The sequence below is a fragment of the Streptomyces sp. 3214.6 genome (assembly GCF_900129855.1).
Taxonomy (GTDB): domain Bacteria; phylum Actinomycetota; class Actinomycetes; order Streptomycetales; family Streptomycetaceae; genus Streptomyces; species Streptomyces soliscabiei.
On sequence record NZ_LT670819.1, the window covers coordinates 8,322,296 to 8,345,308 of the forward strand.

20 protein-coding genes and 1 pseudogene are annotated in these 23,013 nt (G+C 70.5%); 9 read left to right on the forward strand and 12 right to left on the reverse strand.

Annotation, left to right across the window (positions count from 1 at the left end):
- The first annotated feature begins 239 nt into the window (after positions 1-239).
- Complete coding sequence (locus B5557_RS37655) at positions 240-893, forward strand: DedA family protein (protein WP_079663682.1); 654 nt, start codon at positions 240-242, stop codon at positions 891-893.
- A 3-nt stretch (positions 894-896) separates the two neighbouring features.
- On the opposite strand, the gene B5557_RS37660 is transcribed toward B5557_RS37655, so the two are convergent.
- On the reverse strand, positions 897-1,424 hold the full coding sequence (locus B5557_RS37660; protein WP_079663683.1) for a gamma carbonic anhydrase family protein: 528 nt from the start codon (positions 1,422-1,424) through the stop codon (positions 897-899).
- A 76-nt stretch (positions 1,425-1,500) separates the two neighbouring features.
- Here B5557_RS37660 and B5557_RS37665 point away from each other — a divergent pair, with 76 nt between their 5' ends.
- Positions 1,501-2,298 carry an acyltransferase gene (locus B5557_RS37665; protein WP_079663684.1) on the forward strand — a complete coding sequence of 266 codons (798 nt, stop codon included), beginning with the start codon at positions 1,501-1,503 and terminating at the stop codon, positions 2,296-2,298.
- Between the two features lies 1 nt (position 2,299).
- Here the strand turns inward: B5557_RS37665 and B5557_RS37670 are convergent, their stop codons facing one another.
- Positions 2,300-3,157, reverse strand: coding sequence for a DMT family transporter (locus B5557_RS37670; protein ID WP_079665209.1), 858 nt, complete (start codon positions 3,155-3,157; stop codon positions 2,300-2,302).
- 105 nt (positions 3,158-3,262) lie between these two features.
- Here B5557_RS37670 and B5557_RS37675 point away from each other — a divergent pair, with 105 nt between their 5' ends.
- Both B5557_RS37675 and B5557_RS37680 read left to right on the forward strand, forming a co-directional pair.
- Positions 3,263-3,838 carry an XRE family transcriptional regulator gene (locus tag B5557_RS37675; RefSeq protein ID WP_079663685.1) on the forward strand — a complete coding sequence of 192 codons (576 nt, stop codon included), beginning with the start codon at positions 3,263-3,265 and terminating at the stop codon, positions 3,836-3,838.
- A 43-nt stretch (positions 3,839-3,881) separates the two neighbouring features.
- Positions 3,882-4,439, forward strand: a complete 558-nt coding sequence (locus B5557_RS37680) for a YbaK/EbsC family protein (RefSeq protein ID WP_079663686.1) — start codon at positions 3,882-3,884, stop codon at positions 4,437-4,439.
- A gap of 2 nt (positions 4,440-4,441) precedes the next feature.
- Here the strand turns inward: B5557_RS37680 and B5557_RS37685 are convergent, their stop codons facing one another.
- The 4 genes from B5557_RS37685 to B5557_RS37700 form a co-directional block, all read right to left on the reverse strand.
- Positions 4,442-5,533 (reverse strand): cation diffusion facilitator family transporter, encoded by a 1,092-nt coding sequence (locus B5557_RS37685; protein WP_079663687.1) that lies wholly within the window; start codon positions 5,531-5,533, stop codon positions 4,442-4,444.
- A 139-nt stretch (positions 5,534-5,672) separates the two neighbouring features.
- Complete coding sequence (locus B5557_RS37690) at positions 5,673-6,881, reverse strand: 4-hydroxybenzoate 3-monooxygenase (protein ID WP_079665210.1); 1,209 nt, start codon at positions 6,879-6,881, stop codon at positions 5,673-5,675.
- 7 nt (positions 6,882-6,888) lie between these two features.
- Positions 6,889-8,532: an APC family permease gene (locus tag B5557_RS37695; protein ID WP_079663688.1), complete on the reverse strand. Its 1,644-nt coding sequence runs from the start codon at positions 8,530-8,532 to the stop codon at positions 6,889-6,891.
- A 143-nt stretch (positions 8,533-8,675) separates the two neighbouring features.
- Positions 8,676-9,092 carry a CoA-binding protein gene (locus tag B5557_RS37700; protein ID WP_079663689.1) on the reverse strand — a complete coding sequence of 139 codons (417 nt, stop codon included), beginning with the start codon at positions 9,090-9,092 and terminating at the stop codon, positions 8,676-8,678.
- Positions 9,093-9,179: 87 nt separating this feature from the next.
- Between B5557_RS37700 and B5557_RS37705 the strand changes: the two genes are divergently transcribed.
- Positions 9,180-9,953: a hypothetical protein gene (locus tag B5557_RS37705; RefSeq protein WP_331716808.1), complete on the forward strand. Its 774-nt coding sequence runs from the start codon at positions 9,180-9,182 to the stop codon at positions 9,951-9,953.
- Entirely contained in the window at positions 9,950-10,501 is a 552-nt protein-coding gene (locus B5557_RS37710) for a SixA phosphatase family protein (protein ID WP_079663691.1), read from the forward strand. Before B5557_RS37705 ends, B5557_RS37710 begins: the two co-directional genes overlap by 4 nt.
- A 26-nt stretch (positions 10,502-10,527) precedes the next feature.
- On the opposite strand, the gene B5557_RS37715 is transcribed toward B5557_RS37710, so the two are convergent.
- Positions 10,528-12,495, reverse strand: coding sequence for an amino acid transporter (locus tag B5557_RS37715; protein ID WP_079663692.1), 1,968 nt, complete (start codon positions 12,493-12,495; stop codon positions 10,528-10,530).
- A 167-nt stretch (positions 12,496-12,662) separates the two neighbouring features.
- On the opposite strand from B5557_RS37715, the gene B5557_RS37720 reads away from it, so the two are divergent.
- Positions 12,663-13,289 (forward strand): YigZ family protein, encoded by a 627-nt coding sequence (locus tag B5557_RS37720; protein WP_079663693.1) that lies wholly within the window; start codon positions 12,663-12,665, stop codon positions 13,287-13,289.
- 37 nt (positions 13,290-13,326) lie between these two features.
- On the opposite strand, the gene B5557_RS37725 is transcribed toward B5557_RS37720, so the two are convergent.
- Complete coding sequence (locus tag B5557_RS37725; RefSeq protein WP_079663694.1) at positions 13,327-14,433, reverse strand: SGNH/GDSL hydrolase family protein; 1,107 nt, start codon at positions 14,431-14,433, stop codon at positions 13,327-13,329.
- Positions 14,434-15,205: 772 nt separating this feature from the next.
- On the opposite strand from B5557_RS37725, the gene B5557_RS37730 reads away from it, so the two are divergent.
- Together B5557_RS37730 and B5557_RS46390 are read left to right on the forward strand one after the other, a co-directional pair.
- Entirely contained in the window at positions 15,206-17,899 is a 2,694-nt protein-coding gene (locus tag B5557_RS37730) for an RICIN domain-containing protein (protein WP_079663695.1), read from the forward strand.
- A 346-nt stretch (positions 17,900-18,245) separates the two neighbouring features.
- Positions 18,246-18,650, forward strand: a pseudogene (locus tag B5557_RS46390) (arabinofuranosidase catalytic domain-containing protein); the annotation flags it as partial.
- A gap of 83 nt (positions 18,651-18,733) precedes the next feature.
- Here B5557_RS46390 and B5557_RS37740 read toward each other — a convergent pair.
- The 4 genes from B5557_RS37740 to B5557_RS37755 all read right to left on the reverse strand — a co-directional run bounded on the left by B5557_RS37740 (position 18,734) and on the right by B5557_RS37755 (position 22,979).
- Entirely contained in the window at positions 18,734-19,639 is a 906-nt protein-coding gene (locus B5557_RS37740) for an amidohydrolase family protein (RefSeq protein WP_079663696.1), read from the reverse strand.
- Positions 19,636-19,992: an L-rhamnose mutarotase gene (locus B5557_RS37745; protein WP_079663697.1), complete on the reverse strand. Its 357-nt coding sequence runs from the start codon at positions 19,990-19,992 to the stop codon at positions 19,636-19,638. The genes B5557_RS37740 and B5557_RS37745 overlap by 4 nt, the downstream gene beginning before the upstream one ends.
- A complete protein-coding gene (locus B5557_RS37750; RefSeq protein WP_079663698.1) occupies positions 19,989-22,001 on the reverse strand; it encodes a hypothetical protein in 2,013 nt (670 codons plus the stop codon). The genes B5557_RS37745 and B5557_RS37750 overlap by 4 nt, the downstream gene beginning before the upstream one ends.
- 75 nt (positions 22,002-22,076) lie before the next feature.
- Positions 22,077-22,979: a carbohydrate ABC transporter permease gene (locus tag B5557_RS37755; RefSeq protein WP_231976138.1), complete on the reverse strand. Its 903-nt coding sequence runs from the start codon at positions 22,977-22,979 to the stop codon at positions 22,077-22,079.
- Between the last annotated feature and the right edge of the window lie 34 nt (positions 22,980-23,013).

Here is a 23,013-nt window from a genome sequence, read left to right on the forward strand (position 1 = left end):
ACCACCCGGTCACGAGGGGCCGACGTCCCTGAGCTCGGCCGCCGCCCGGTCGATCAAGGGCCAGGACGCTGGGTTCCGTACCCACCACGATCACGTGAGAGGGCAGCCGCCACCAGGGACCGCACCCCCGGATCCGTGGTATAGCGCGCTGCACCACGAGAGGGACCGGGCCCGGCCGACCCGGTAGGCTTCCCGGGTACGCAAGGCTGCCGAGGGACGTCAAACGGGAGGAACGCGCGGTGCACGTGCAGGAATGGCTCGACACGGTGCCCGCGGCCGCCGTCTATGCAGTGGTCGCCCTGGTCATCGGACTCGAAAGCCTCGGCATCCCGCTGCCGGGCGAGATCGTCCTGGTCTCAGCCGCGCTGATGTCCTCCCAGCACGGCGGTATCAACCCCGTCGTCCTCGGCGCCTGCGCCACCGCCGGCGCGGTGATCGGCGACTCCATCGGCTACGCCATCGGCCGCAAGGGCGGGCGCCCGCTGCTGGCCTGGCTCGGCGCGAAGTTCCCCAAGCACTTCGGCGAGGGGCACATCGCCACCGCCGAGCGGTCCTTCGAGAAGTGGGGCATGTGGGCCGTCTTCTTCGGCCGCTTCATCGCCCTCCTGCGCATCTTCGCCGGCCCGCTCGCGGGCGTCCTGCACATGCCGTACTGGAAGTTCCTGATCGCCAACGTCCTCGGCGGCATCGCCTGGGCCGGCGGCACGACGGCCGTCATCTACTACGTGGGTGTGGTCGCGGAGTCCTGGCTGAAGAAGTTCTCGTACCTGGGGCTCGTGGCAGCGGCGCTGATCGGCCTGACGTCGTTCCTGATCATCAAGCGCAAGGCGAAGCGCGCCGCCCGGGAGGCCGAGGCGAAGGCCGAGGTCGAGACAGTGGCCGCTGCCGAGTAGTGCCTACTCGTGGATCTCACCATGGGCTTTGGCCAGGTCCGCGTAGAGCGTGCCGTTGAGGGTCACTCCCTGACGCTCCTCCTCGCTCAACGCCCGCTTCACCTTCGCCGGCACCCCCGCCACCAGTGACCCCGGCGGCACCTCCATTCCCTGCGGGACGAGCGCCTGCGCGGCGACCAGCGAACCCGCCCCGATCACCGCCCCGTTGAGCACGGTCGCGCCCATCCCGATCAGGCAGTCGTCCCCGACCGTCGCCCCGTGCACGACCGCGTTGTGGCCGACGGACACCCGCTCGCCGATCGTCACCGGAAAGCCGGGGTCGGCGTGCAGCGTCACGTTGTCCTGGATGTTGGCGTCGCGCCGGACGGTGATCCGCTCGACGTCACCGCGCACGACCGCGCCGTACCAGACGCTCGCGCCCGCCTGAAGCGTCACGTCCCCGATCACCGAGGCCGTCGGCGCCACGAACGCCTCCGCGTCGACCTCGGGTTCCCTGCCGCCGATGCCCACGATCAGCGCCTTGTGCGTCATCACCGTCTCCTCGTGTCGGTCGTCCTCCCGCACGGTACGCCACCCGGTAGGGCGAAGATCACAGGGCTTCGCACCCATGGCCGCAACGCGCGCTGAGTACGGTGAGCGGGTGCCGAAGCGCAAGAACACGTTCTCATCATGGCGGCGTCGCCTGGGGCAGCGCGCCGTCCAGGCCGGCTGGGCCTGGGTGCAGCGCACCGGCTCCGTCACCGCCGAGCACCCAGGCCGCTTCCGCTTCGGCTCGATGGGCACGGGCACCCGGCTCGCCTTCCCGCTCGGCACGGTGTTCGGGGAGCCGTGGATCCACCTCGGCGCGCACTGCATCGTAGGCGAGCAGGTGACCCTCACCGCCGGTCTGATGCCCGACCTCGACCTCGGCCCCGACCCGATCCTGCGCCTCGGTGACGGCGTGGTCCTCGGCCGGGGCAGCCATGTCATCGCCGACACGACGGTCACCATCGGCAGCGACTGCTACTTCGGCCCGTATGTGTATGTGACGTCCACGAACCACTCCTACGACGATCCGCACGAGCCCATCGGCAAGCAGTGGCCCCGCATGGAGCCCGTGGAGATCGGTCCCGGCTGCTGGATCGGTACGGGGGCCGTGATCCTGCCGGGAGCACGGATCGGACGCAACGTCGTGGTCGCGGCGGGGGCGGTGGTGCGGGGTACGGTGCCCGACCACTCCGTCGTCGCGGGGGCGCCCGCCAAGGTCGTACGGCGCTGGACGCCCGCCGCGGGCTGGCAGCCGCCGCTGCGCACGCCCGCGCCGGTGCCGATACCGGACGGGGTCACCCCGGACCAGCTGGTCGCGCTGTCCGAGCTGGACGAGGAGACCGTCGAGAAGCTGGCCCGGCTGGAGCCGGAGGGCTGACTCAGCCCGCCGCCAGCAGCAGCGTGCCCACCAGCGCCAGTCCCGCGCCCGCGGCCTGGACCGCGCGCAGCCGCTCCCGCAGGAAGCCGCGCGCGGCCAGTGCCGTCACCACCGGGTAGAGCGAGGCGAGCACCGCGGCCACCGTGACCGGGCCGTGCTGTGCGGCGACGGCGTAGGTGCCGTTCGCGGCGACGTCGGCCAGCCCGACGAACCCGAACGACGGCAGCGAGGCCCACGCGAGCCCGCCCGCGGGCAGCGCGGACGCCCCGCGCCGGACGGCGACGTACAGCGCCGCGCCGCCCGTGGCCACATTGGTCACGCGCTGCACGAACAGGGCGAGGAACAGGCCGGTGACGGTCGTGGACGCCTCGGTGATCAGCACGAACACCGTGCCGAAACCGAGCGCCGCGACCAGCGTGAGCAGCACGGCCTGCCGCTGCACCGCCGCGCCGCGCAGCTGCGGACCGCCCGCGAGGACGACCCCGACGACCGCCACCGCGATGCCCGCGAGCTGGACGAGCCCCGGGCGCTCGCCGAGGACCAGCCCGACGGAGACCGGCACGGCCACGCTCAGCGTGGCCAGCGGGGACACGACCCCCATGGGGCCGAGCGCCAGCGCCTTGTAGAACGAGAGCAGGGCGACGGGCCCCACCAGCCCGGCCGCGACCGCGAACCACAGCCGGGGACCGGCCTCGCTCCAGCCGCCGGTGGCGATCACGATCACGCCGAGGACGGCCGCCGCGATCGACTGCGAGACCATGACCACCGTGAGCGCCGGGGTCCTCCGGGTCAGCAGCCCGCCGCCGAAGTCGGCCAGGCCCCACAGCAGGCTGGTGGCCAGGGCGAAGAGTGCTGTCACGGGGTCCTCGCAGTACAGTTCGGTGCACGGTCGGGTGCACCACACCGTAGTGCAGGGCGCTGAACCCTGTCATCCAGAATATTGGACTCCCGAAGTGGACGGAACGTGTCGGACCTCGAACTCCTGACTCAGTCCCTGGCGCGCAACGTCAAGCACTGGCGCGCGGTGCGCGGCTTCACCCTCGACACGCTCGCGGCCCGTGCCGGGGTCAGTCGCGGCATGCTGATCCAGATCGAGCAGGCCCGTACGAACCCCAGCCTCGGCACGGTCGTCAAGATCGGCGACGCGCTCGGGGTGAGCATCACCACCCTGCTCGACTACGAACAGGGACCAAAGGTCCGCGTCGTCCCCGCCGAGCAGGCGGTACGGCTGTGGCACACCGACGAGGGCAGCTTCAGCCGGCTCCTCGCGGGCACGGAGGCGCCGGGCCCGCTGGAGATGTGGGACTGGTGGCTCATGCCCGGCGAGAGCAGTGGCTCGGAGCCGCACCCGCCGGGCACCGTCGAGATCGCCCATGTCACCGCCGGTGAACTCACCCTCACCGTCGACGGCGTGGAGTACCGCGTGCCGACGGGCGCGAGCGTCACGTTCGAGGCCAATGCCGCGCACCGGTACGGGAATCAGGGCGAGGTCCCGACGGAGATGGTGCTGACCGTGTCGGTGCCGCCGCCCGTGAGCTGAGACCCCCCTCCGGCGGGCGTGGACGGGCTGTTAGCGTGCGATCATGCGCGCACCCATCGGTCACTTCGACACCGCCGTCCCCGCCCCCGACTGCCTCGACGAGCTGACCGGCCCGGTCGCCGACGCCGTACGCCACTGGAGCGGCAGCGTGCCCGCCGACCGGATCGTCTACGTCGACACCGACCCGCAGTGGGCGGACACGGCCGTGTTCGTGGAGCACTACGGGCCCGAACTGCTGGAGCAGTCCGCGAACTGCGTGGTGGTGGCCGGCAAGCGCGGCGGCGAGACGACCCTCGCCGCGTGCCTCGTGCTGTCCACCACCCGGGTCGACGTCAACGGCGTCGTCCGCCGCCAACTGGGCGCCCGCAAGGCCTCGTTCGCCGCCATGGACACGGCCGTCGGGGAGACCGGCATGGAGTACGGCGGGATCACCCCGATCGGACTCCCCGCCGCCTGGCCGGTGTTGGTGGACTCCGCCGTCGTCGACCTGCCGTACGTCCTGGTGGGCAGCGGCCGTCGACGCGGCAAGCTCCTGGTGCCGGGCAAGGCCCTCGCCGAACTGCCGGGCGCGGTGGTGCTGGAGGGGCTCGGGGTGGTCTGAGCTCAGGCCACCCCGTGATGGGCGAGGGCCAGATGCGGGTCGTCCTCGCCCGGGGTCGGCGCCGGGTCCGCGTGGACCAGCGCGGCCGTCAGACGGGGGACGGCGTGCAGCAGGGCGTGTTCCGCGTCCACGGCGATACCGTGCGCCTGACGTACCGTCATCTCGCCGTCCACGACGACCGCCACCTCGGCCCGCAGCCGGTGCCCGATCCAGCGCAGCCGCAACTCGCCCACCCCGCACACCCCTTCGACCTCCCGCAGCGCCCGCTCGGCCCGGTCGACCAGGGCCGGGTCCACCGCGTCCATGACGCGCCGGAACACCTCCCGCGCCGCGTCCCGCAGCACCAGCGCGATCGCCGCCGTGATCGTCAACCCGACGATCGGGTCCGCGAGTTGCCACCCGAGCGCGGAGCCGCCCGCGCCCAGCAGCACCGCCAGTGAGGTGAACCCGTCCGTGCGCGCGTGCAGTCCGTCCGCCACCAGCGCGGCCGAGCCGATGGAGCGGCCGACCCGGATGCGGTACCGCGCCACCCACTCATTGCCCGCGAAGCCCACCAGCGCGGCCACGGCGACCGCGCCGATGTGGTGCACGGGTCGCGGGTCCAGCAGCCGCTCGACGGCCGTCCATCCCGCGAAGGCCGCCGACGCGGCGATCGTCAGCACGATCGCGATGCCCGCCAGGTCCTCCGCCCGTCCGTAGCCGTAGGTGAAGCGGCGCGTGGCCGCCCGCCGGCCCAGCACGAAGGCGATCCCCAAGGGCACGGCCGTCAGCGCGTCCGCCGCGTTGTGCACCGTGTCGCCGAGCAGCGCCACCGACCCGGACAGCACCACCACGACCGCCTGCGCGACGGCCGTCACGCCCAGCACCGCCAGCGACAGCCAGAGCGCGCGCATACCCCGGGCCGAGGACTCCAGGGCCGGGTCCAGCTTGTCGGCGGCCTCATGGGAGTGCGGGGTGAGGAGATGGGCGACGCGATGGCGAAGGCCGGGGGAGCGAGAGCGGGAGGGGGCGTGGTGCGGATGCTCATGGGCGTGATCATGGTGATGCCCGTGCTGGTGCTCGTGCCCGTGTTCGTGGTCGTGCCGCTCGCTCACGTCGATCCCCTTCCGGTGCGCCGAGGTGGACGCGCCCGCGTCCGTCCCGCCATTATGTGCGTATGAGCGCACGCATGCACCTGTCGCCTGCACACCGTGCGCAGCCACCGGCTGGGGGAGGAACCGCCGCACGACCGACTCAGTAGTGTTCCGCGGTCCCGAGGTACTGCTCCGCGAAGGCGGCAGCGGCGGTGGGAGACGTGAACAGCCGGCGCAGCCGGGCGAACGTCGTGCCCGCGCGGAACGGGTCGCCGGCCGCGGTCCCGTGGTAGACCTCGGACAGCCACTGCGAGAACTCCTGGTAGTCCCACACCCGGCGCAGACATGTCTGCGAGTAGCTGTCCAGGCTGACCCCGTCGCCGCCGTCCAGGTAGGCGACCAGCGAGTCGCCCAGCAGGAACGCGTCGTGCAGGGCGAGGTTCAGGCCCTTCGCGGCGATGGGCGCCACGAGGTGGGCCGAGTCCCCGGCCAGGAAGAGCCGCCCGTACGTCATCGGCTCGACCACGTAGTCGTGCATGTCCAGCACCCGCTTCTCGATCAGCGGCCCCTCGGTGAGCGGCGGACCGTCGGACGCACCGAGGCGCTGGTGCAGTTCGGACCAGATCCGGTCGTCGGACCAGTTCTCCGGGTCGTCGCCGGGCGGGCACTGAAGGTAGTAGCGGGTCATCTCGGGGCTGCGGGCCATGTGCCCGGCGAACCCGTTCGGATGGACGCCGAACAGCACGCAGTCGGCGGACGGCGGCGCCTCGGCTAGCAGCGCCAGCCAGCCGATGCCGTAGTCGTGCCGCGCGATCCGCGCCCGCTCCGGCGTCAGCGCGGTCCGGCCGACCCCGCGCGCCCCGTCCGCGCCGACCACGAAGTCGCAGGTCAGCACCTGCCGTTCACCCGTGTCTTGGCAGGTGTACGACACCGTCGGCCGGGCCGTGTCGAGGTCGTGCAGCTCGACGTCGCGCACCGAGAAGCGGGCGTCGCCGCCGCGTACCTCGACGTACTCGCGGACGAGGTCCGTCACCAGCAACGGCTGCGGGTACACCCAGTGGTGATGACCCGTCAGTTCGGTGTAGCAGAAGCGGTACCGCTCGCCGCCGAAGCGGAACTCGCACGCGGAGTGCCGCTGAGCACGCTCCGTCAACTGGTGTGCCAGGCCCCGCCGTTGCAGACCGCGCACCGCCCACTCCTCGATGACGCCGGCGCGTGGCCGCCGCTCGATGAACTCACGGCTCTCCGTCTCCAGGACGACACAGTCGACGGACGCGGCCCGCAGGATGTTGCCGACGGTGAGACCCGCGGGGCCCGCGCCCACGACGACGACCGGAGTGTGGTGAGAGGAGGGGGAGTTGGTGGTCACCCGCACATTATGGGTGGGCCGGGGCGTCCGCGACCGTGACCTCCTCGATGCTGCGCTCGATCTCCTCGGGGCGGGACGCGGACGCCTTCGCCCAGTAGTAGACCGCCAGCGAGAACCCGGTCACGACGAGCATGTCCCACCACAGTCCCAGATGCCCCTGGCCGCCGAAACCGCCCTGCCAGGAGATCAGGCCGAGGCCCAGCAGATAGACGGGAAGCCACTGCGCGGCCTTCCAGTCCAGCCGGGGCGCGTCGGGCAGCCCGGCGCGGACGGCGTACCAGGCGTAGCCGCCGAGCAGCACATAGCCGATGACGATGGCGACGCCGAGCCGCCACAGCGTGTCCCAGCCGGCCCAGTAGATGATGAGGTTGGCCACCGCGAACGACAACGGGGAGATCCACCTGCCGCCCGGCAGTCGGTACGGACGCTCGTGGTGCGGCAGCCGGTCGGCGAACACCCCGTAGGCCAGCGGCGCGCCCGCGTACATCAGCACGCTCGCCGAGGTGATGAAGCCGACCAGCTCCTGCCAGCTGGGGAACGGCAGGAAACAGACGACGCCGGTCACGAACGACATGATCAGCCCGAACCAGGGCACGCCCCGCCTGTCGGTGTGCGTGAACACCTTCGGCGCGTAGCCGTTGCGGGCCAGGCCGAAGGAGATCCGGGAGGTCGCGGTGGTGTAGATGAGGCCGGTGCCGCCGGGGGAGATCACCGCGTCGAGGTACAGCACGGCGCTCAGCCAGCCCAGTCCCACCAGGGTCGCCAGGCCCGCCCAGGGGCCGCTGATGCCCGCGTAGTTCAGCTTGGCCCAGCCGTCGGCGAAGGCGCTGTGCGGGAGCGCGGCGATGAACACGACCTGGAGCAGCACATAGACGACGGCGCCGATCGCGACCGAGCCGAGGGTCGCCCTGGGCAGGTCCCGCTTCGGGTCCCGGCTCTCGCCGGCGAGCTGGATCGCCTGCTCGAACCCCAGCAGGGCGAAGATGATGCCGGACGAACTGATCGCGCTCAGCACGCCCTTGGCGCCGAACGGCGCGAAGCCCTCCGAAGTGAAGTTGCCCGGATGGAAATTGCCGGCCGCGATGACGAATATCGCGACCAACGGCACCGCGATCTTCCACCAGGTGGCGGCGCTGTTGGTGTGCGCGAGCGCCCGGACGCCGAAGAAGTTCACGGCGACGAACACGGCCATGAGGAATACGGCGACCATGAACCCGTCGGTGGTGAGGGTGCCGTCGGAATGCTGGAAACCCCGCGCCCAGCTCCAGTGCCCGGCGTATCCGATCATCGCCTCGACCTCGATCGGCGCCACGGTCGCCGCCTGCAGCCAGGAGAACCAGCCGAAGGACATCCCGGCCAGGCCGCCGAAAGCGTAGTGCGGATAGCGGGCCGTACCGCCCGCGACCGGGAACATCCCGCCGAGCTCGGCGTGCACCAGGGCGAGGAGCACGATCGCCACGGCCCCGATCACCCACGACACGACCGCGGCGGGGCCGGCCACCACGACCGCCTTCTGGGCGCCGTACAGCCAGCCGGAGCCGATGATGGATCCGACCGACGCCCACATCAGCCCGATCAGTCCGACGTCCCGGCGCAGTCCGTCCGCGCCCGGGTTCTCCTTGGCCTGTGGAATGGGATCGACGCTTACCATGTTTTCAACGGCCTCTCATAAATGACTTACCTGGAAGGTGAGTTCGCCATTTATCGGAGGCTCAGAATAGGAATCGACCACCGCCGTACTGAAGACCGCGGGCGCAATTTTGACCTGTGTGCGGGTATTTCCTGGGCAACTTTTCAGGAGTCGCGGCCCAGCCGGGGAATCTCGATCGCCGGGCAACGGTCCATGACCATCTCCAGTCCGGCGGCGCGCGTACGGTCATAGGCCTCTTCGTCGACGACGTCCAGCTGGAACCACACCGCCTTCGCGCCCTTGGCGACCGCCTCGTCGGCGACGGCGCCCGCGAGCTCGCTGTTGACGAAGACATCGACGACATCCACCTCGAAGGGGATGTCCGCGAGGGAGGCGTACCCCTGCTCCCCGTGCACCGTCTCCGCCTTCGGATGGACGGGGACGACCCGCTTGCCGAACCGCTGGAGCACCTCGGCGACCCCGTAGGCCGCGCGCCTGCGGTTCGACGACAGGCCCACCACGGCCCAGGTGTCGCCGAGCCCGGTGAGGATCTTCCGGATCGTTTCCTCGTCGCCGTACACCAGCGGCCTCCTTCAGGTCGGACACAAGCTGTCCTCCACTGCAACGGAGCACGGCTGACGCTGATTCCGGGCGCTTGCCTGCGAACCGTGCGCCGTCCGCCTACGCTCGGCCTCGTGCTGCGCATCATCGACGCCCGAACCGGCGAGTCCGTCGTCGCCGCCCCCGTCCGGCGGGGCCTGACCCGTGTCGAGGCCCATGCCTCGGGATACGGCTCCGGGGCGCTCCGCGTCCTGCTCGTCGCCGATCTGCTCCTTCGCGCGCTGGAACTGGGCGGTACGCCCGTCTTCGCCCTGCTCACCGGCGAACGCGAGCAGGCGGAACTCCGGGCGGGCGCCACCGCCCTCGGCATGCACCCCTTCGAGGACGGCCGCGAACTCGGCGGCGGAGTGGGCGAGGCACAGATCCTGCACGTCGTGGGGGCGGACGGCCCGGCCCCCGACGGCGTACGGGTCGCCGTCGCGCCGGCCGAGTGGGCGGCCGGGCCCGGGGAGCCGGAGACGGACGCCGTATCGGCCCCCGACCCCGCTGTGCTGCGCCTCGCCCTGCTGTCCACGCCCCGCAGCGAGCCCGTCCGGCTCGACGCGGCCGTGCTGGGCGAGGCCCACGACACCCTCGTACGGTGGAGGAGAGCCGTCGCCGGCTGGGCGCGGCGGCCCTCGCGGCCGGTTCCCGAGGATGTGCGCGGCCGGCTGCGCACCGCATGGGAGGACGACCTGGACATGCCGGAGGTGCTGCGCGTGCTGCGTTCGGTGGCCGACGCCGGCCCCGAGCTGCCGGACGGGGCCCGCTTCGAGACCTACGCCTACGCCGACCGTCTCCTCGGCCTCGAACTCACCCGCGACCTGGGGGCCCCGGCGTGACCGGGCCCGTCGGCCGGGGGCCGCGTCGGCTGGTCGTGCTGCGGCATGCCAAGTCGGCCTGGCCGGAGGGCGTCTCCGACCACGAGCGGCCGCTGGCCCCGCGCGGCCGCCGGGACGCACCGGCCGCGGGCCGCGCGCTCGCCGCGGCCGACTGCCTGCCCGACCTCGCCCTGTGCTCCACCGCCGTCCGCGCCCGCGGCACCTGGGAACTGGCCGCCGCGCAGTGGCCCGGCCCGACGCCCCCGGTGCGCTTCGACCCGCGGCTCTACGCGGCCGACGTACCCGAGCTGCTGGACGTCGTCCACGAGACGCCCGCCGAGGTCGGCACCCTGCTGCTGGTCGGACACAACCCCGGTCTTCAGGAACTGGTCCTCGACCTGGCCGGGGACGGCCTCGACGACGCCCTGGACGAGGTGCGGCTGAAGTTCCCCACGTCGGCCGTCGCCGTCCTCGCCTGGCACGGACCCGACTGGCGCGCCCTGACCCCGGGCACGGCCCTGCTGACCTCGATGACCGTCCCCAGGGGAAAAAACCCGCCCGACGGCTAGAGCTGGAAACCGGTCCCGGACAGGCCCTAGCCGACGTGCACGCGCGGGCGCCGGGTGGGATCGGGCTCCGCGCGGCGCAGTACCTCGCGGGTGACCGGGGCGACCTCGCCGTCGCCGAACACGAGGAAGCGGATCAGATGGCTCACCGGGTTGCCCTCGGTCCAGCTGAAGTAGGCGTGCGGGACCTGGCCCGTGCGGTCGCGCAGCGCCAGCAGGACGGCGGCGATGCTGTTGGGGACGGTCGGGCCCGAGACGCGCAGCCGGCGCACCCCGTGCTTCTCGTCGCCGTGCACGGTGACGTCCGCCGTGAAGTCGGAGGAGTCCCGCACGAACACCTCCACGAACAGCACCGGGCCGCCGCCGGGGATCGGCGTGTGCTCGCGCTGCTCCCACTCCTTGGCCCGGTACGCGCGCGTGGTGTGCTCCTGCGGCTCGTTCGCGATGAGCTGTACGGGTCCGCGGCGCGCCGCCCCGTCGACGAACCGGGCCGCCGTCTCGTCGAAGGTCACCTCCGCGGCGCGCAGCTCGAAGGCCCGGCGCACCCGTGAACCGAACGACGTGACCAGGATGGCGAAGATGAAGATCGCCGCGATCCTGATGCCGTCCGGCCGCTCGACGACGTTCGCGACGAGCGTGTAGGCGAAGACGGCCGTGATCGCCCCGAAGCCCAGCGTGGCAAGCCGATGCCCGTGCCGGTGCACGGCCACCGTGGACGCGAACGCCGCCGACAGCATCAGCACCAGCACACCCGTCGCGTAGGCGCCGCTCTGGTCGTCGACGTTCGCGTTGAACCACAGGGTGATCAGCACGGCCGCCGCCATGAACACCAGCACCAGCGGCCGCACCGCGCGCGTCCACTCGGGCGCCATGCCGTAGCGGGGCAGATACCGCGGGACGAGATTGAGCAGACCGGCGAGCGCGGAGGCGCCCGCGAACCACAGGATCGCGATCGTGGAGACGTCGTAGACCGTGCCGAAGGCCTTGCCCAGATGCTCGTGCGCGAGATAGGCCAGCGCCCGCCCGTTCGCCGGGCCGCCGCTCTTGAACTCCTGCTGCGGGATGAGAATCGTCGTCGCCAGGCTGGAAAGCAGCAGAAAACAGCTCATGATCAGCGCGGCCGTGGTGAGCAGCTTGCGGGTGTACCGCACCCGCCCCCTCGGATCCTCGAACGTATCCGTCGGATCTCCCTTGACCTGCGGCATCACCGCCACACCCGTCTCGAAGCCGGACATGCCGAGCGCCAGCTTCGGGAAGACCAGCAGTGCCACCCCGACCATGATCCACGGCGAGGAGTGCTCGGCGGTCATCGCGTCCGTCCAGTCGTCGATCCGCACCGGATGGCTGAGGATCTCGTGGGCGGAGACGGCGAGCACGACGAGGTTGAGCGCGAGGTACGTCGCCACCAGCACCACCGCGATGCCGATGGCCTCCCGGAAGCCCTTGAGGAACACCGCGCCGAGCGCGCCGACCAGCACCAGCGTGATCCACTCGTTGCCGTCGGCCATCCAGTGCGGGGCGAACGGGTTCTCCACGACGTGCGCTGCGGCGTCCGCGGCCGACAGGGTGATCGTGATCATGAAGTCGGTGGCCGCGAACCCCAGCAGCACCAGCACGAAGATCTTCCCCGTCCACCATGGCAGCAGCCGTTCCAGCATCGCGATCGAGCCCTCGCCGTGCGGGCTCTCGTGCGCCACCCGGCGGTACACCGGCAGTGCGCCGAGCAGCGTCAGCGCGATCAGCACGAGCGTGGCGAGCGGGGACAGCAGACCGGCCGCGAGGGCGGCGATGCCCGGCTGGTAGCCGAGCGTGGAGAAGTAGTCGACACCGGTCAGGCACATCACGCGCCACCACCGGTGGCCCTCCTGCTCCGCGCGCGGGGTGGCATGCGGCCCCGGATGGCGGGCGGTCTGCTCGCTCAGCCCTTCCAGGAGCCAGGTACGCCACCGGGAGTGCGGCGAGCCCGCGCTGGTCTCCTTCACCCCGGTGCCGGTCATGCTGTGTGCTCCCTGCGGTAGGTCGGGGCCATGGCGCAGCCGCATGCACGGTGCGTCGTGCATGGCGCATGGTCACCACCGTTGGTTACCCCGCACATCGTCGCCCGCACCTGTGCCGACGGCGACTCAGCGATCAGGCGTCGGCGAGCAGCGCATAGGCTGGCCGGATGCAGGACGAGTACCGCACAGTGGCCCACGCGGGCGTGCACGAGACCGAGGTCAACCGCTCCCGCTTCCTGTGCGCCCTCGCCCCGGCGGCCACCGAACAGGAGGCCCAGGACTTCATCGCCGCCGTCCGCAGGGAGCACGCCGACGCCACCCACAACTGCTGGGCGTACGTCATCGGCGCCGACGCCTCCGTCCAGAAGGCGAGCGACGACGGCGAACCCGGCGGCACCGCCGGCGTGCCGATGCTCCAGATGCTGCTGCGCCGCGACATGCGGTACGTCGTCGCCGTCGTCACCCGCTACTACGGCGGCGTCAAACTCGGCGCCGGCGGCCTCATCCGGGCCTACGGCGGCGCGGTCGGCGAGGCTCTCGACACCCTCGGCACTCTCACCCGCCGCCGCTTCCGCCTGGCCACCCTGACCGTGGACCACCAGCGCGCGGGCAAGGTGCAGAACGACCTCCACTCGACCGGCCGCGCGGTACGGGACGTCCGCTACGGAGAGGCGGTCACCATCGAGATCGGCCTCCCGGACGCCGACGTGGACGCCTTCCGCGCCTGGCTGGCGGACGCCACGGCGGGCACCGCGGCCTTCGAACTGGGCGGCGAGGCGTACGGGGACGCGTGAGGTGTGTCGCCAAGGGCCCAGGTTCGGGGAGCGGGGGTCATCCGGCGGTGAGAGTGGTCCACTTCTGGTTGGAACCGCCGTTGCAGTCCCACAGATGGAGCTGTGTGCCGTCGGCTGTGGAGGAGCCCGGAACGTCGAGGCAGCGGCCGGAGGCGGGGTTGCGGTAGCCGCCGTTGTAGGGCTGCCAGACCTGGTTGGCGCCGCCGTGGCAGGCCCAGATCTGCACCTTGGTGCCGTTGGCGGTGCTCCCACCGGCGGCGTCGAGGCATTTGCCCATGGAGCGCATGGTTCCGTCGGTGTAGGCGGACCAGAGCTGGTTGGCGCTGCCGCCGCAGCCCCAGGTCTGGACGGCGGTCCCGTCGGCGGTGTTGGCCCCGCTGACATCCAGGCACTTGCCGGCGATGCCGGAGGACACGCGTGCGGCGGCGGGTGCGGGGTTTCTCAACCACCCGGCGCTGTCGGCGGCCCGGATGCCGCGGTGGAAGGCGTCGGCCATCTTCTGGTATCCCGCGTCGTTGGGATGCAGGGCGTCGGCCAGGTCGGCCGTGGTCAGGCTGCTCATGTCCACGTACGCGACGCGCTTGCCCGCGGCCTGCGCGTCGCTCACGATCTGGGGGATGGCCTGGTTGTACGCGGGACGGTGCGGTTCCTCCGAGCCGCTGGTGGACACGATCAGGGAGGCCACGAGGACGGTTGCGTCGGGGGCGGCGGCGGTGATCTGGTTGACCAGCGATTTCAGCCGGGCGGTGGCGGTGGGGACCTGGTAGTTCCCGTTGAGGTCGTTGGTGCCGATCTCCAGCGTCACGACGTTGGGCCGGTAGCGGGTCAGCGAGGCGTCGGCGAGTGCGGCGATCTGGTCGATGCGGTATCCGGAGTGGCCTTCGTTGTCGGGGTCGGACATCGAACCGCCCCGCAACGTGCCCACGAAGTCCAGCGGATGGCCGTCCGCCGCAAGCTTGTCCCACAACGGTGCGCGGTAGCCGTTGCCTGTGCTGCTGCCCACGCCCCAGGTGATGGAGTCGCCCAACGGCATCACCCGCAAGGGCGTGTTGGAGGCGGCGGAGGCAGGGGTCGCAGCTGCCGCCGTCATCCCGAGCGCGGCAGTGACCAGCGTGATGAGAGGCAGGATCCAAGGCTTTCTCATGCAGGTGTCCTCTTCTGCGAGTGAGTGCTGCATCAACGCGGCTGATCGCCGTTCGTGTCGGCAACTCGGCCGTCGCGCCGTCTCGTCGGGGCCGCCTGACGTACGGGCAGAACGGCGTGGTCGGCAGGCGTGTCGCGCTGTGAGCGTTGACGACACCGAATCTGTCCGGCGTCCCGTCTGCCTCGAACCTCCAGTACCGAGCGGGTCGGCCCGAGGCGGCCCCAGCGCACTCGTAGAGATACCACGCTGATCCCCGTCGAGGGCATCCCATGAATGCAAGAAATTCGGAGAGGGTGACACGGGGGCGGGTTCTGTGTCGGTTCGTCCCATCACCCCTGGTCCAATGGTCGGTTCGCCGTTCTGTGCGGCTCCGGCGGAGGTACGTGAACATCCCATGTCCGGCGATGGCGTTCGACGTCGTTCGATCACGCTCGGGCAACAGCGGCGCGCCGCACCGCGGTGGTGGGCTGCATGCCGCCATCAGATCGCCTGAAATGAGTATTACTCATTTTGAGAGGGTGTTTCCGTCGCGCAGGGGGTTGGGCGGGTGGCGGCAAGGGGCAAGGGTGCTGATCACCACGGCGAACTGCGCTCCTGCCTGGGGAGATTCCTCGCCGTAGGTGGTGTGTGCGGTGCCGGTCCTGATGTGCCCGCATGTCATCGGTGTGTGCGCCACCACAAATAAGTATGCCTATCGTCTTGACTGGGGTCCCTCCATGCCTCGATAAATGCAACTCATAGGAAGCGGGGGCCTGGAGGAGGGACACCACAGATGAGACCCCTACGCATCGGCGCGGGGACGGTCAAGTCGCTCGCAGCGGCGGCTGTCGTCTTCGCGGCCGTGCTGCCCGCTCAACCCGCCTACGCGGCCACGACGAACTTCTACGTCGACCCTGTCAACGGCAGTGACGGCAACCCGGGAACCAGCACTGCCGCAGCGTTCAAGACCGTCCAGGCCGCCCAGGCAGCGGTCCGGGCCGTCAACGCGAACATGTCCGACGACATCGTCGTGAACCTGCGTGGACGCGCCTACCCCCTCACCACCCCGATCACCTTCGGCACCAGCGACTCGGGCACGAACGGCCACACGGTCGTCTACCAGGCGTACAACGGTGAGACGCCGGTGATCACCAGCGGCAAGGCGATCACCGGCTGGACCGCGGCTGCGGGCGGAGAGTACAAGGCGCCTGTCGGCACCCTCGACTTCCGGCAGTTGTACGTCAACGGGGTCCGCGCCACCCGGGCCCGCTTCCCCGACCTCGGTTCGGACTTCCAACTGCAGGGCAGTGACAAGACCAACAAGCTGCTGAAGGTGCTCAGTTCGCAGGTCTCCGACTGGGCCCACCTGGGTCAGGTCGAGATGATGCTGGAAACGCAGTGGGGCGAGAGCTACCTGCGGCTGAAGTCGACCAGCTCCAGCAACGGCACCGCCAACGTGTCGATCCAGGACCACGAGGCGGGCATCCTGTTCCCGCGCCCCTTTCCGGTGCTCGCCAACGGCTCTCCCCTGCACTTCGAGAACGCCCACGAGTTCCTCAACGAACCGGGCGAGTTCTACGTCGACACGGCCGCGCAGACCGTCTACTACAAGCCCCGCCCCGGCGAGGACATGTCCACGGCCACCGTGCAGGCGCCGACGCTCAGAACGCTTTTCGACATCAAGGGCACGAACCTCGACAGCCCCGCCCACGACCTGCGCTTCTCCGGGCTCACCTTCACTGGGACCACCTGGATGGAAGCGACGGACAACGGCTACCTCAACGGCCAGGGCGGCAACTACAACATCTCGGCCGACAGCTCCAACAACCAGTACGTCGGTCGTCCACCGGCCGGGGTCCAGGCCGCGAACGCCGACCGCCTCTCCTTCACCGGCAACACCTTCACACAGCTGGGCGCCACCGCCCTCGACCTGCACCACGGCGTGCACGACAGCACCGTGACCGGCAACCTCATCCACGACATCGCCGGCAACGGAATCATGGTCGGCAAGTTCTCCGACCCGACCGTGGAGTTCCACACCGTCTACAACCCGCCCACCTCACCGGCCGGTGAGGACGCCCGGGAGGTGGTCAAGAACGTCACCGTCAAGGACAACCTCATCAGCCGGATCGGTGAGGACTACCTGGGCACCGCGGGCATCAACGCGGGCTTCGTCAACAGCACCGCCATCGACCACAACGACATCTCCGACACTCCGTGGGCCGGCATCTCGCTCGGCTGGGGCTGGCAGTCGGCGGCCAACGCCGAGGGAAACAACAGCGTCAGCTACAACCGGATCGGCAACGTGATGAACCGGCTGTGCGACTCCGCCGGTATCTACCACCTCTCGAACGACCCGGGCACCGTCTTCAACGGCAACTACATCCACGACGTGATACGCATGCCGTCCGCCTGCGGCTCGGCCGTGTCCGGCATGTACCTGGACGAGGGGTCGAACAACATGACCCTCTCGAACAACGTGCTGTCGCACACCGACGGATTCATCAACCAGAACCGCAACGGCTCCAACGTCACGCTCACCAACAACACGACGTCCGGCGACGCGGTGATCAAGGCATCCGGTCTCGAGGCCGCCTACCGCGGGCTGGCGGCGAAGCTCAACCTCGCCTACAACAAGCCGGCGTCCGCCTCCTCGGTGAACGGCTCCGCCTGGGGGCCGACCAAGGCCGACGACAACGACGGTGCCACCGGATGGTCGCCGACCGGGAGCGACACCTCGGCGTGGTGGCAGGTCGACCTGGGGCAGGCCTACCAGCTCGGACAGTTCTCTCTGACGATGCACCAGGACATCGATCAGCCGGAGACACGCGGCCAGTTCGAGATCCGTGGCTCCAACGACCCGTCGTTCGCCACCTACACCGTGCTGGGGCGCCAGGGCGCCACCGCCCTGCCGCTCGCGTCGACGCTGACGGGCGACATCGACGTCCGTCAGAAGTTCCGCTACGTGCGGGTCGCCAAGACCGACGGCGCGTACTTCTTCATCGCGGACTTCAGTGTGCAGCAGGCCGGCGGGGCGCTGGAGGACGCGACCGGTACGCCGAACGTCAACGCGTCGACGTACTACACGTTCAAGAACGTCAACAGCGGCCAACTGATGGATGTGTACCAGAACTCCACCGCGGACGGGGCAAGCGTCATCCAGTGGCCGAGCAACGGTGGTGCCAACCAGCAGTGGAACATCGTTCCGGTCAGTGGGCAGCTCTACAAGATCGTGAACAGGAACAGCGGCAAGGTCCTCGACATCAACGCCTCCAGTCACTGGAGGGGGACCGCGCTGCAGCAGTACACCTACAACGGCAGCACCAACCAGCTGTGGTACTTCGAGCCGACCAGCGGTGGCTACGTCATCCGCAACTTCGAGAGCAGGCAGATCCTGGAGGTCGGTGGCGGATCGACGGCCAACGGAGCCGCCATCAGTCAGTGGATGCCGCTGAACCAGGCGAACCAGGCATGGACGATCCAGTGACGGGATGACCGACGCATCGGCAGATTCGCTCGTCCGGCGGATTCGCTCGTCCGAACGCGTCCGCCCGCCCTCCGCCCCCCAGCAGCCCGCCCCCACAGCCACGGCAAACCCGGTTGGGGGCGCGGCTTGCTGTCCCCGTAGCGATGAACAAGGGAGTACATGATGCCTGCGCTGCTCATCTTCCGAAAACTGCGCCGGGGGGTGGTTGTCTGCTTGACCGCGGTGGCGCTCGCCTTCGCCGGCCTTGTCGCCTTCAGTGGCGCCTCGCGGGCCGCCGCGCAGGGGCCCTGTGACATCTACGCGGCGGGCGGCACGCCGTGCGCCGCGGCGCAGCTACTTCGCCTACAACTCCGCCGGGGGCGTGCCGACCGGCGGCTCACCCGAAGGCGAGTACATGGTCACCAGCGGCACCCACGTCAACAACGGCTGCTGCTTCGACTACGGCAACACGGAGATCGACCACAGGGCCGACGGCAACGGCGCCATGGATGCGATCAACTTCGGCACGGAATGCTGGTTCGGCGGCTGCGGCGGAACCGGACCGTGGGTGCAGGCGGACCTGGAGAACGGCCTGTTCTCCGGCGGCAGCAAGACCTGGAACCCCAACCAGGTATTCAACTACCCGGACAAGTACATCCGCCACTACCGCTTCACCGGCTACATAGCCGGCAACGGCGGCCCCAACACCTGGGATGCCACGAAGTCGTGGGCTCAGGACACCAGTTGGCTCACCGCATCTCCCTGGAACTGACGAGCGAGCGGCCTCTCCGAGGGCCTCCAGCAGCGAGCACGGCAGCCCCGCGGGGAGGCCGTGCCCGCTTCGTTCGCATTGCCTCACGCACCGTCGCCGCGCCGGGCGTCCGACCCGGAGGGGAGACGGTAGAAGGCGGTCGCGGTGCCGGCGAGCACCGCGTGGATCTCGGTGTCGGAACAGCCGTCGAGCAGTTCGTCCACGGCGGCGGCCCAGCGGTTCCAGCCGCCCGCGAGATTCGCGACCGGCCAGTCGGAGCCGAACATCAGCCGGTCGGGGCCGAAGGCGGAGAGCAGGACGTCCCACACCGCGCGGACGTCGTCGACGGTCCACTTCTCGTGGTCCGCCTCGGTGATCAGCCCCGACACCTTGCAGACCACCTGCGAATGTGCGGCCAGCAGGCGCAACTGGCTTTCCCAGTCGGCCAGTTCACCGTCAGCGATCGACGGCTTGCCGGCGTGGTCGAGCACCTGGGGCAGGTCCGGGATGCGCTCGGCCAGCCGGATCGCCTGGTCGAGCTGGTGGCTGCGGACAAGCACGTCGTAGCAGAGCCGGCGGTCCCGGACCGCCGCCAACCCGCGTTCGACATCGGGGCGTTGCAGCCATTCCGGATCCGGCTCGCCCTGCACGAGATGACGCAGGGACCGCAGATACGTACCGCCCGGCCCGGCGAGCAACCCGTCGAGCAGCTCGCCGATCCCCGGGGACGTCAGGTCCGCCCAGCCCACCACGGCCCCGATCAGCGGCTCCCGCTCCGCGAGCGCGAGCAGGTCCTTCGTCTCGGGCACGTCCGGCACGCACTGTACGGCCACCGTGCTGTGCAGCCGGCGGCCCGCGACGGGCTGGGTGGCAGCGGTACGCAGGTCGTCGGGCGTGAAGGTGCGACGGATCGTTGCCAGGGCGGGGTCGTCGAGCCAGGGCTGCGGACGCTGGGCGAGGTCCCACAGGTGGTGGTGGGCGTCGATGAGCGGGGCGGTGGTGGGGGTCACTGACGGTCCAAGCCGGGTCGGTCCATGAGCGGGTTCAGATGCCAGATCTCGGGGAGCTCCGTCCACTGGCGGGAGTCGCCCCGGTCGGGCCAGGGCTCCTGGCAGGGGTCGGTGAGCTTCCACCACTGCTGGGTCTCGGGGTCGGCTTCGAGGGCGGCCATGTCGGCCTCGAAGTCGTCGCCGTGGTACTCGAAGTAGGCGAACAGGACGTCACCGTGGAGGAAGATGCTGAAGGTGCGGATGTTCGACCGGTGCAGGGCGGCTTCGACGCCGGGCCAGACGGCCGAGTGGAGTTCGAGGTACTCCTCGCGGCGCTCGGGTCGGAGCCTGATGGTCTGGGCGACGCGCTTCACGCGGCTTCTCCCTCCGTGCCCGGCGAGGGCGGGCCGGCCGGGGTGTCGAACGGCGTGCGGTAGCTGGGGGTGCCGGCGCGCAGCCGGAGACGCAGGGTGAGCCGGATACGGGTGGAGGCGGGCAGCCGGACCGTCAGGAAGGTGCTGTCGCAGACCTGCTCCGACTCGGTGACGACGGGCTCGGTGTGGCCGTAGTCGTACATGTCCCCGATCCAGCCGTCGTCCGCGCAGGTCGTGTACCGGACGGCGGCGATGGTGTGCTCGGCGAAGGCGCCCGCCTGGACGATCAGCGTGCGCTCGGCCTCGGGGGAGAGGTTCACCAGCTCGACGGTGGTCGCCTCGGGGTCGATGCAGGTGACCAGAGCGGCCACGTCCGGCGGCAGGCCGGCACGGCGGGCCTCGGCGTCGTGGTAGCGCAGCCGGGCCTGCTGCAGGCCGCCGTTGTACAGGACCTGGGGGCCGCCCCAGGTCAGCTGGACGAGGGCCTCGGTGACCACGGGGTTGGACTGCTGCCACACGTGGATGTCGGCCTCGGGCACGTCCAGGTCGCGGTAGCGGTCGATGCGCCGCAGGCGGTGGCGGACCTGGGCCTGGGCGGTGGCGAGGATCCGTTCGGGGTAGCCGGGGTCGTCGCCGGCGAGGAAGGCGAACCAGGCCTTCTCGTGGCCGGACTCCTCCTTGGACCGGAACGGCCGCACGGTACGCCAGTCGATGCCGTCGGCCTCACGCAGCCCCTCCAGCCGGGCGCGGTCGGCGCCTGCGGCCGTGTGATGCCACAGGGCCACCGGTACGGGCGCGGTGACCGGGTTGTGGTCGAACCAGCCGGCGTCGTTGCGGCGGAACGGAACGTGGAGCGTGGGCGTGTGGATGTCGGGGCCGAGTTCGACCGCCCACTTGGAGGGAAGGCTGGAGTCCGCCTCCGTGTGGGGCATCACCCTGCCGCGGCCGATGAGGGCGTCCAGGGAGGTCGCGACCATGGAGAGACAGTCGTCGTCGCCGGTGACCGTGGCCGCCGCCAGCGCCGCCACACAGGCCGCGTGGCCCACGCTGTGCCAGCCGTGCGGCCAGGACCAGCCGTAGTGGCCGCCGTACCAGCGGCCCTCCAACAGGCTGCCGACGACACCGTCCGGGCCGGCGTTGTCCGGGACGAGACCGCCGTTCGCCTCGGTGCGCTCCAGCCACGCGCCCACGTAGTCGACGATCCAGTCGCGGTAGCGCTCCTCACCGGACAGGATCCAGGCGTTGAGGACCAGCCCGGCCGCGGCGAGGTTGACCGCGGTGTCGCCGACGCCCATCCGGTCCCGCATCTGCGCGCCGAGACGCGGGTCCGCCGAGAGCGGGAAGGGGCCGCCGTCCGCCTCCGGGATCCAGTCGAGCGGGAAGCCGTACGTCTGCGCCTCCTTGAGCAGCCAGGGGTAGACGTCGCCGTCGAACAGGCCCGTGCGGTCGGGGTCGCTGCCGTTGTGCGGGCGGGTGATGACGCGGTGCTCGGGGTCGTAGTTGCCCTTGGCAGGGTCGACGTACAGCTCGGCGAAGCGCAGGGCGCGCTCACGCCAGCGGTCGGGGGCGGCCATGCACAGGAAGTAGAGCAGCAGCAGGCTCTCGCCCTGGTGGAACCAGTCGTAGCCGCGCTCGAACTCGTCGCGCAGCATGCCCAGTTCGGTGAGCTGCCGGGTCACGCCCTCCCAGTGCTTCTCACTCGCGGGCAGGAGATCGTCGGCGCCCCCGAGGAGGTACAGCTGGGGCCAGTTGAAGAACACCTCGTAGAAGTCGTCCACACCGTCGCGGGTGGTCAGCGGGCCGGAGTAGTTCAGTCGTCCGTCCGGGCCGGTGAAGTCGCGGGCGAAGCGCCGCCAGGCGTGGTCGAGGAGGTCGAACAGGGACCGCTGGGCCATGGCCCAGCCGGGTGGTTCGAGCAGCGGCACCCGCGCCTCGATCTCGGGTGGCGCGTCCGGGTGGTCGCGAGGGGCGTCCTCGGCCGTGGTGCGGTCGGCAGAGCTGAAGGGCATGGGAGATCTCCGTTCGGGGCGGGCGGCGGGACAGCGCACGCCGGGGACGACGGCCGGGCGGCCGGGGACGGGCCGCTATTCCTTGGTGGCGCCGGCGAGCATCCCGCTGACCAGGAAGCGTTGGGCGAAGAGGAAGACGATCAGCACCGGCGTGATGGCCACGAGCGTCGCCAGAGCCAGCTGCGGGCGCTGGATCGCCAGGTCACCGACGGTCGGATTGAAGGACGGCACGTTGCTGAGCAGGGTTCCGACGCCCACCTGGATGGGCATCTGGCTGCTCTCGGGGAGCATGACGTACGGCAGGAAGTAGTTGGTCCAGTTGGCGACGAAGCTGAAGAAGCCCACGAGCGCGATGACCGGGGTCGCCAGCGGCAGCGCGATGTGCCGGAAGACGCGGAACTCCGAGCAGCCGTCCATCCGTGCCGCGGCCAGCAGGTCTTTCGGTACGGCGGTGGTGAAGTAGATGTACGTCAGGTACACGCCGAACGGGTAGAACGAGTACGGCAGGATGATCGACCACATCGTGCCGATCAGGCCCACCGCGTTGATCTCCAGGAACAGCGGCACCACCAGGGTGGCGTTCGGCATGAGCATCACGACCAGGGTTGCGACCAGCAGGGTGTGCCGGCCGCGGAACTCGGTCATGGCCAGGGCGTATCCCGCGGGAATGGCGATACCGAGCGTGATGACCAGCGAGATCACCGCGTAGAGAGCGGAGTTGCCCAGCCACTGCATGACGGCGTTGTCCTGGAACGCCGTGAGCGCGTCCCAGTTGGCCTTCAGTGCGTGCAAGGAGCCGAAGGACAGCGGGTTGTCGTGGACCAACTGCTGGTCGGTCTTGGTCGCCGCGAGGACGAGCCACAGCACCGGCAGCACGAAGAAGGCGAGGAACGCGGCCAGCACGGATCCGGTCAGCAGCCGGGAGGCCAGGCGCCGTACGGGCAGGCGATGCGGCGGCTGGTGGTGAGGTCGGCTCATGAGGGGCGCTTCCCTTTCCGAGCTCGCGGTGGCG

Bases quoted from the DNA above. Each gene is read 5' to 3' on its own strand.
- B5557_RS37660 (WP_079663683.1), bottom strand. From the start codon at position 1,424: ATGACGCACAAGGCGCTGATCGTGGGCATCGGCGGCAGGGAACCCGAG.
- B5557_RS37665 (WP_079663684.1), top strand. From the start codon at position 1,501: ATGGCCGCAACGCGCGCTGAGTACGGTGAGCGGGTGCCGAAGCGCAAG.
- B5557_RS37680 (WP_079663686.1), top strand. From the start codon at position 3,882: ATGCGCGCACCCATCGGTCACTTCGACACCGCCGTCCCCGCCCCCGAC.
- B5557_RS37695 (WP_079663688.1), bottom strand. From the start codon at position 8,532: ATGGTAAGCGTCGATCCCATTCCACAGGCCAAGGAGAACCCGGGCGCG.
- B5557_RS37715 (WP_079663692.1), bottom strand. From the start codon at position 12,495: ATGACCGGCACCGGGGTGAAGGAGACCAGCGCGGGCTCGCCGCACTCC.
- B5557_RS37720 (WP_079663693.1), top strand. From the start codon at position 12,663: ATGCAGGACGAGTACCGCACAGTGGCCCACGCGGGCGTGCACGAGACC.
- B5557_RS37725 (WP_079663694.1), bottom strand. From the start codon at position 14,433: ATGAGAAAGCCTTGGATCCTGCCTCTCATCACGCTGGTCACTGCCGCG.
- B5557_RS37730 (WP_079663695.1), top strand. From the start codon at position 15,206: ATGAGACCCCTACGCATCGGCGCGGGGACGGTCAAGTCGCTCGCAGCG.
- B5557_RS37750 (WP_079663698.1), bottom strand. From the start codon at position 22,001: ATGCCCTTCAGCTCTGCCGACCGCACCACGGCCGAGGACGCCCCTCGC.
- B5557_RS37755 (WP_231976138.1), bottom strand. From the start codon at position 22,979: ATGAGCCGACCTCACCACCAGCCGCCGCATCGCCTGCCCGTACGGCGC.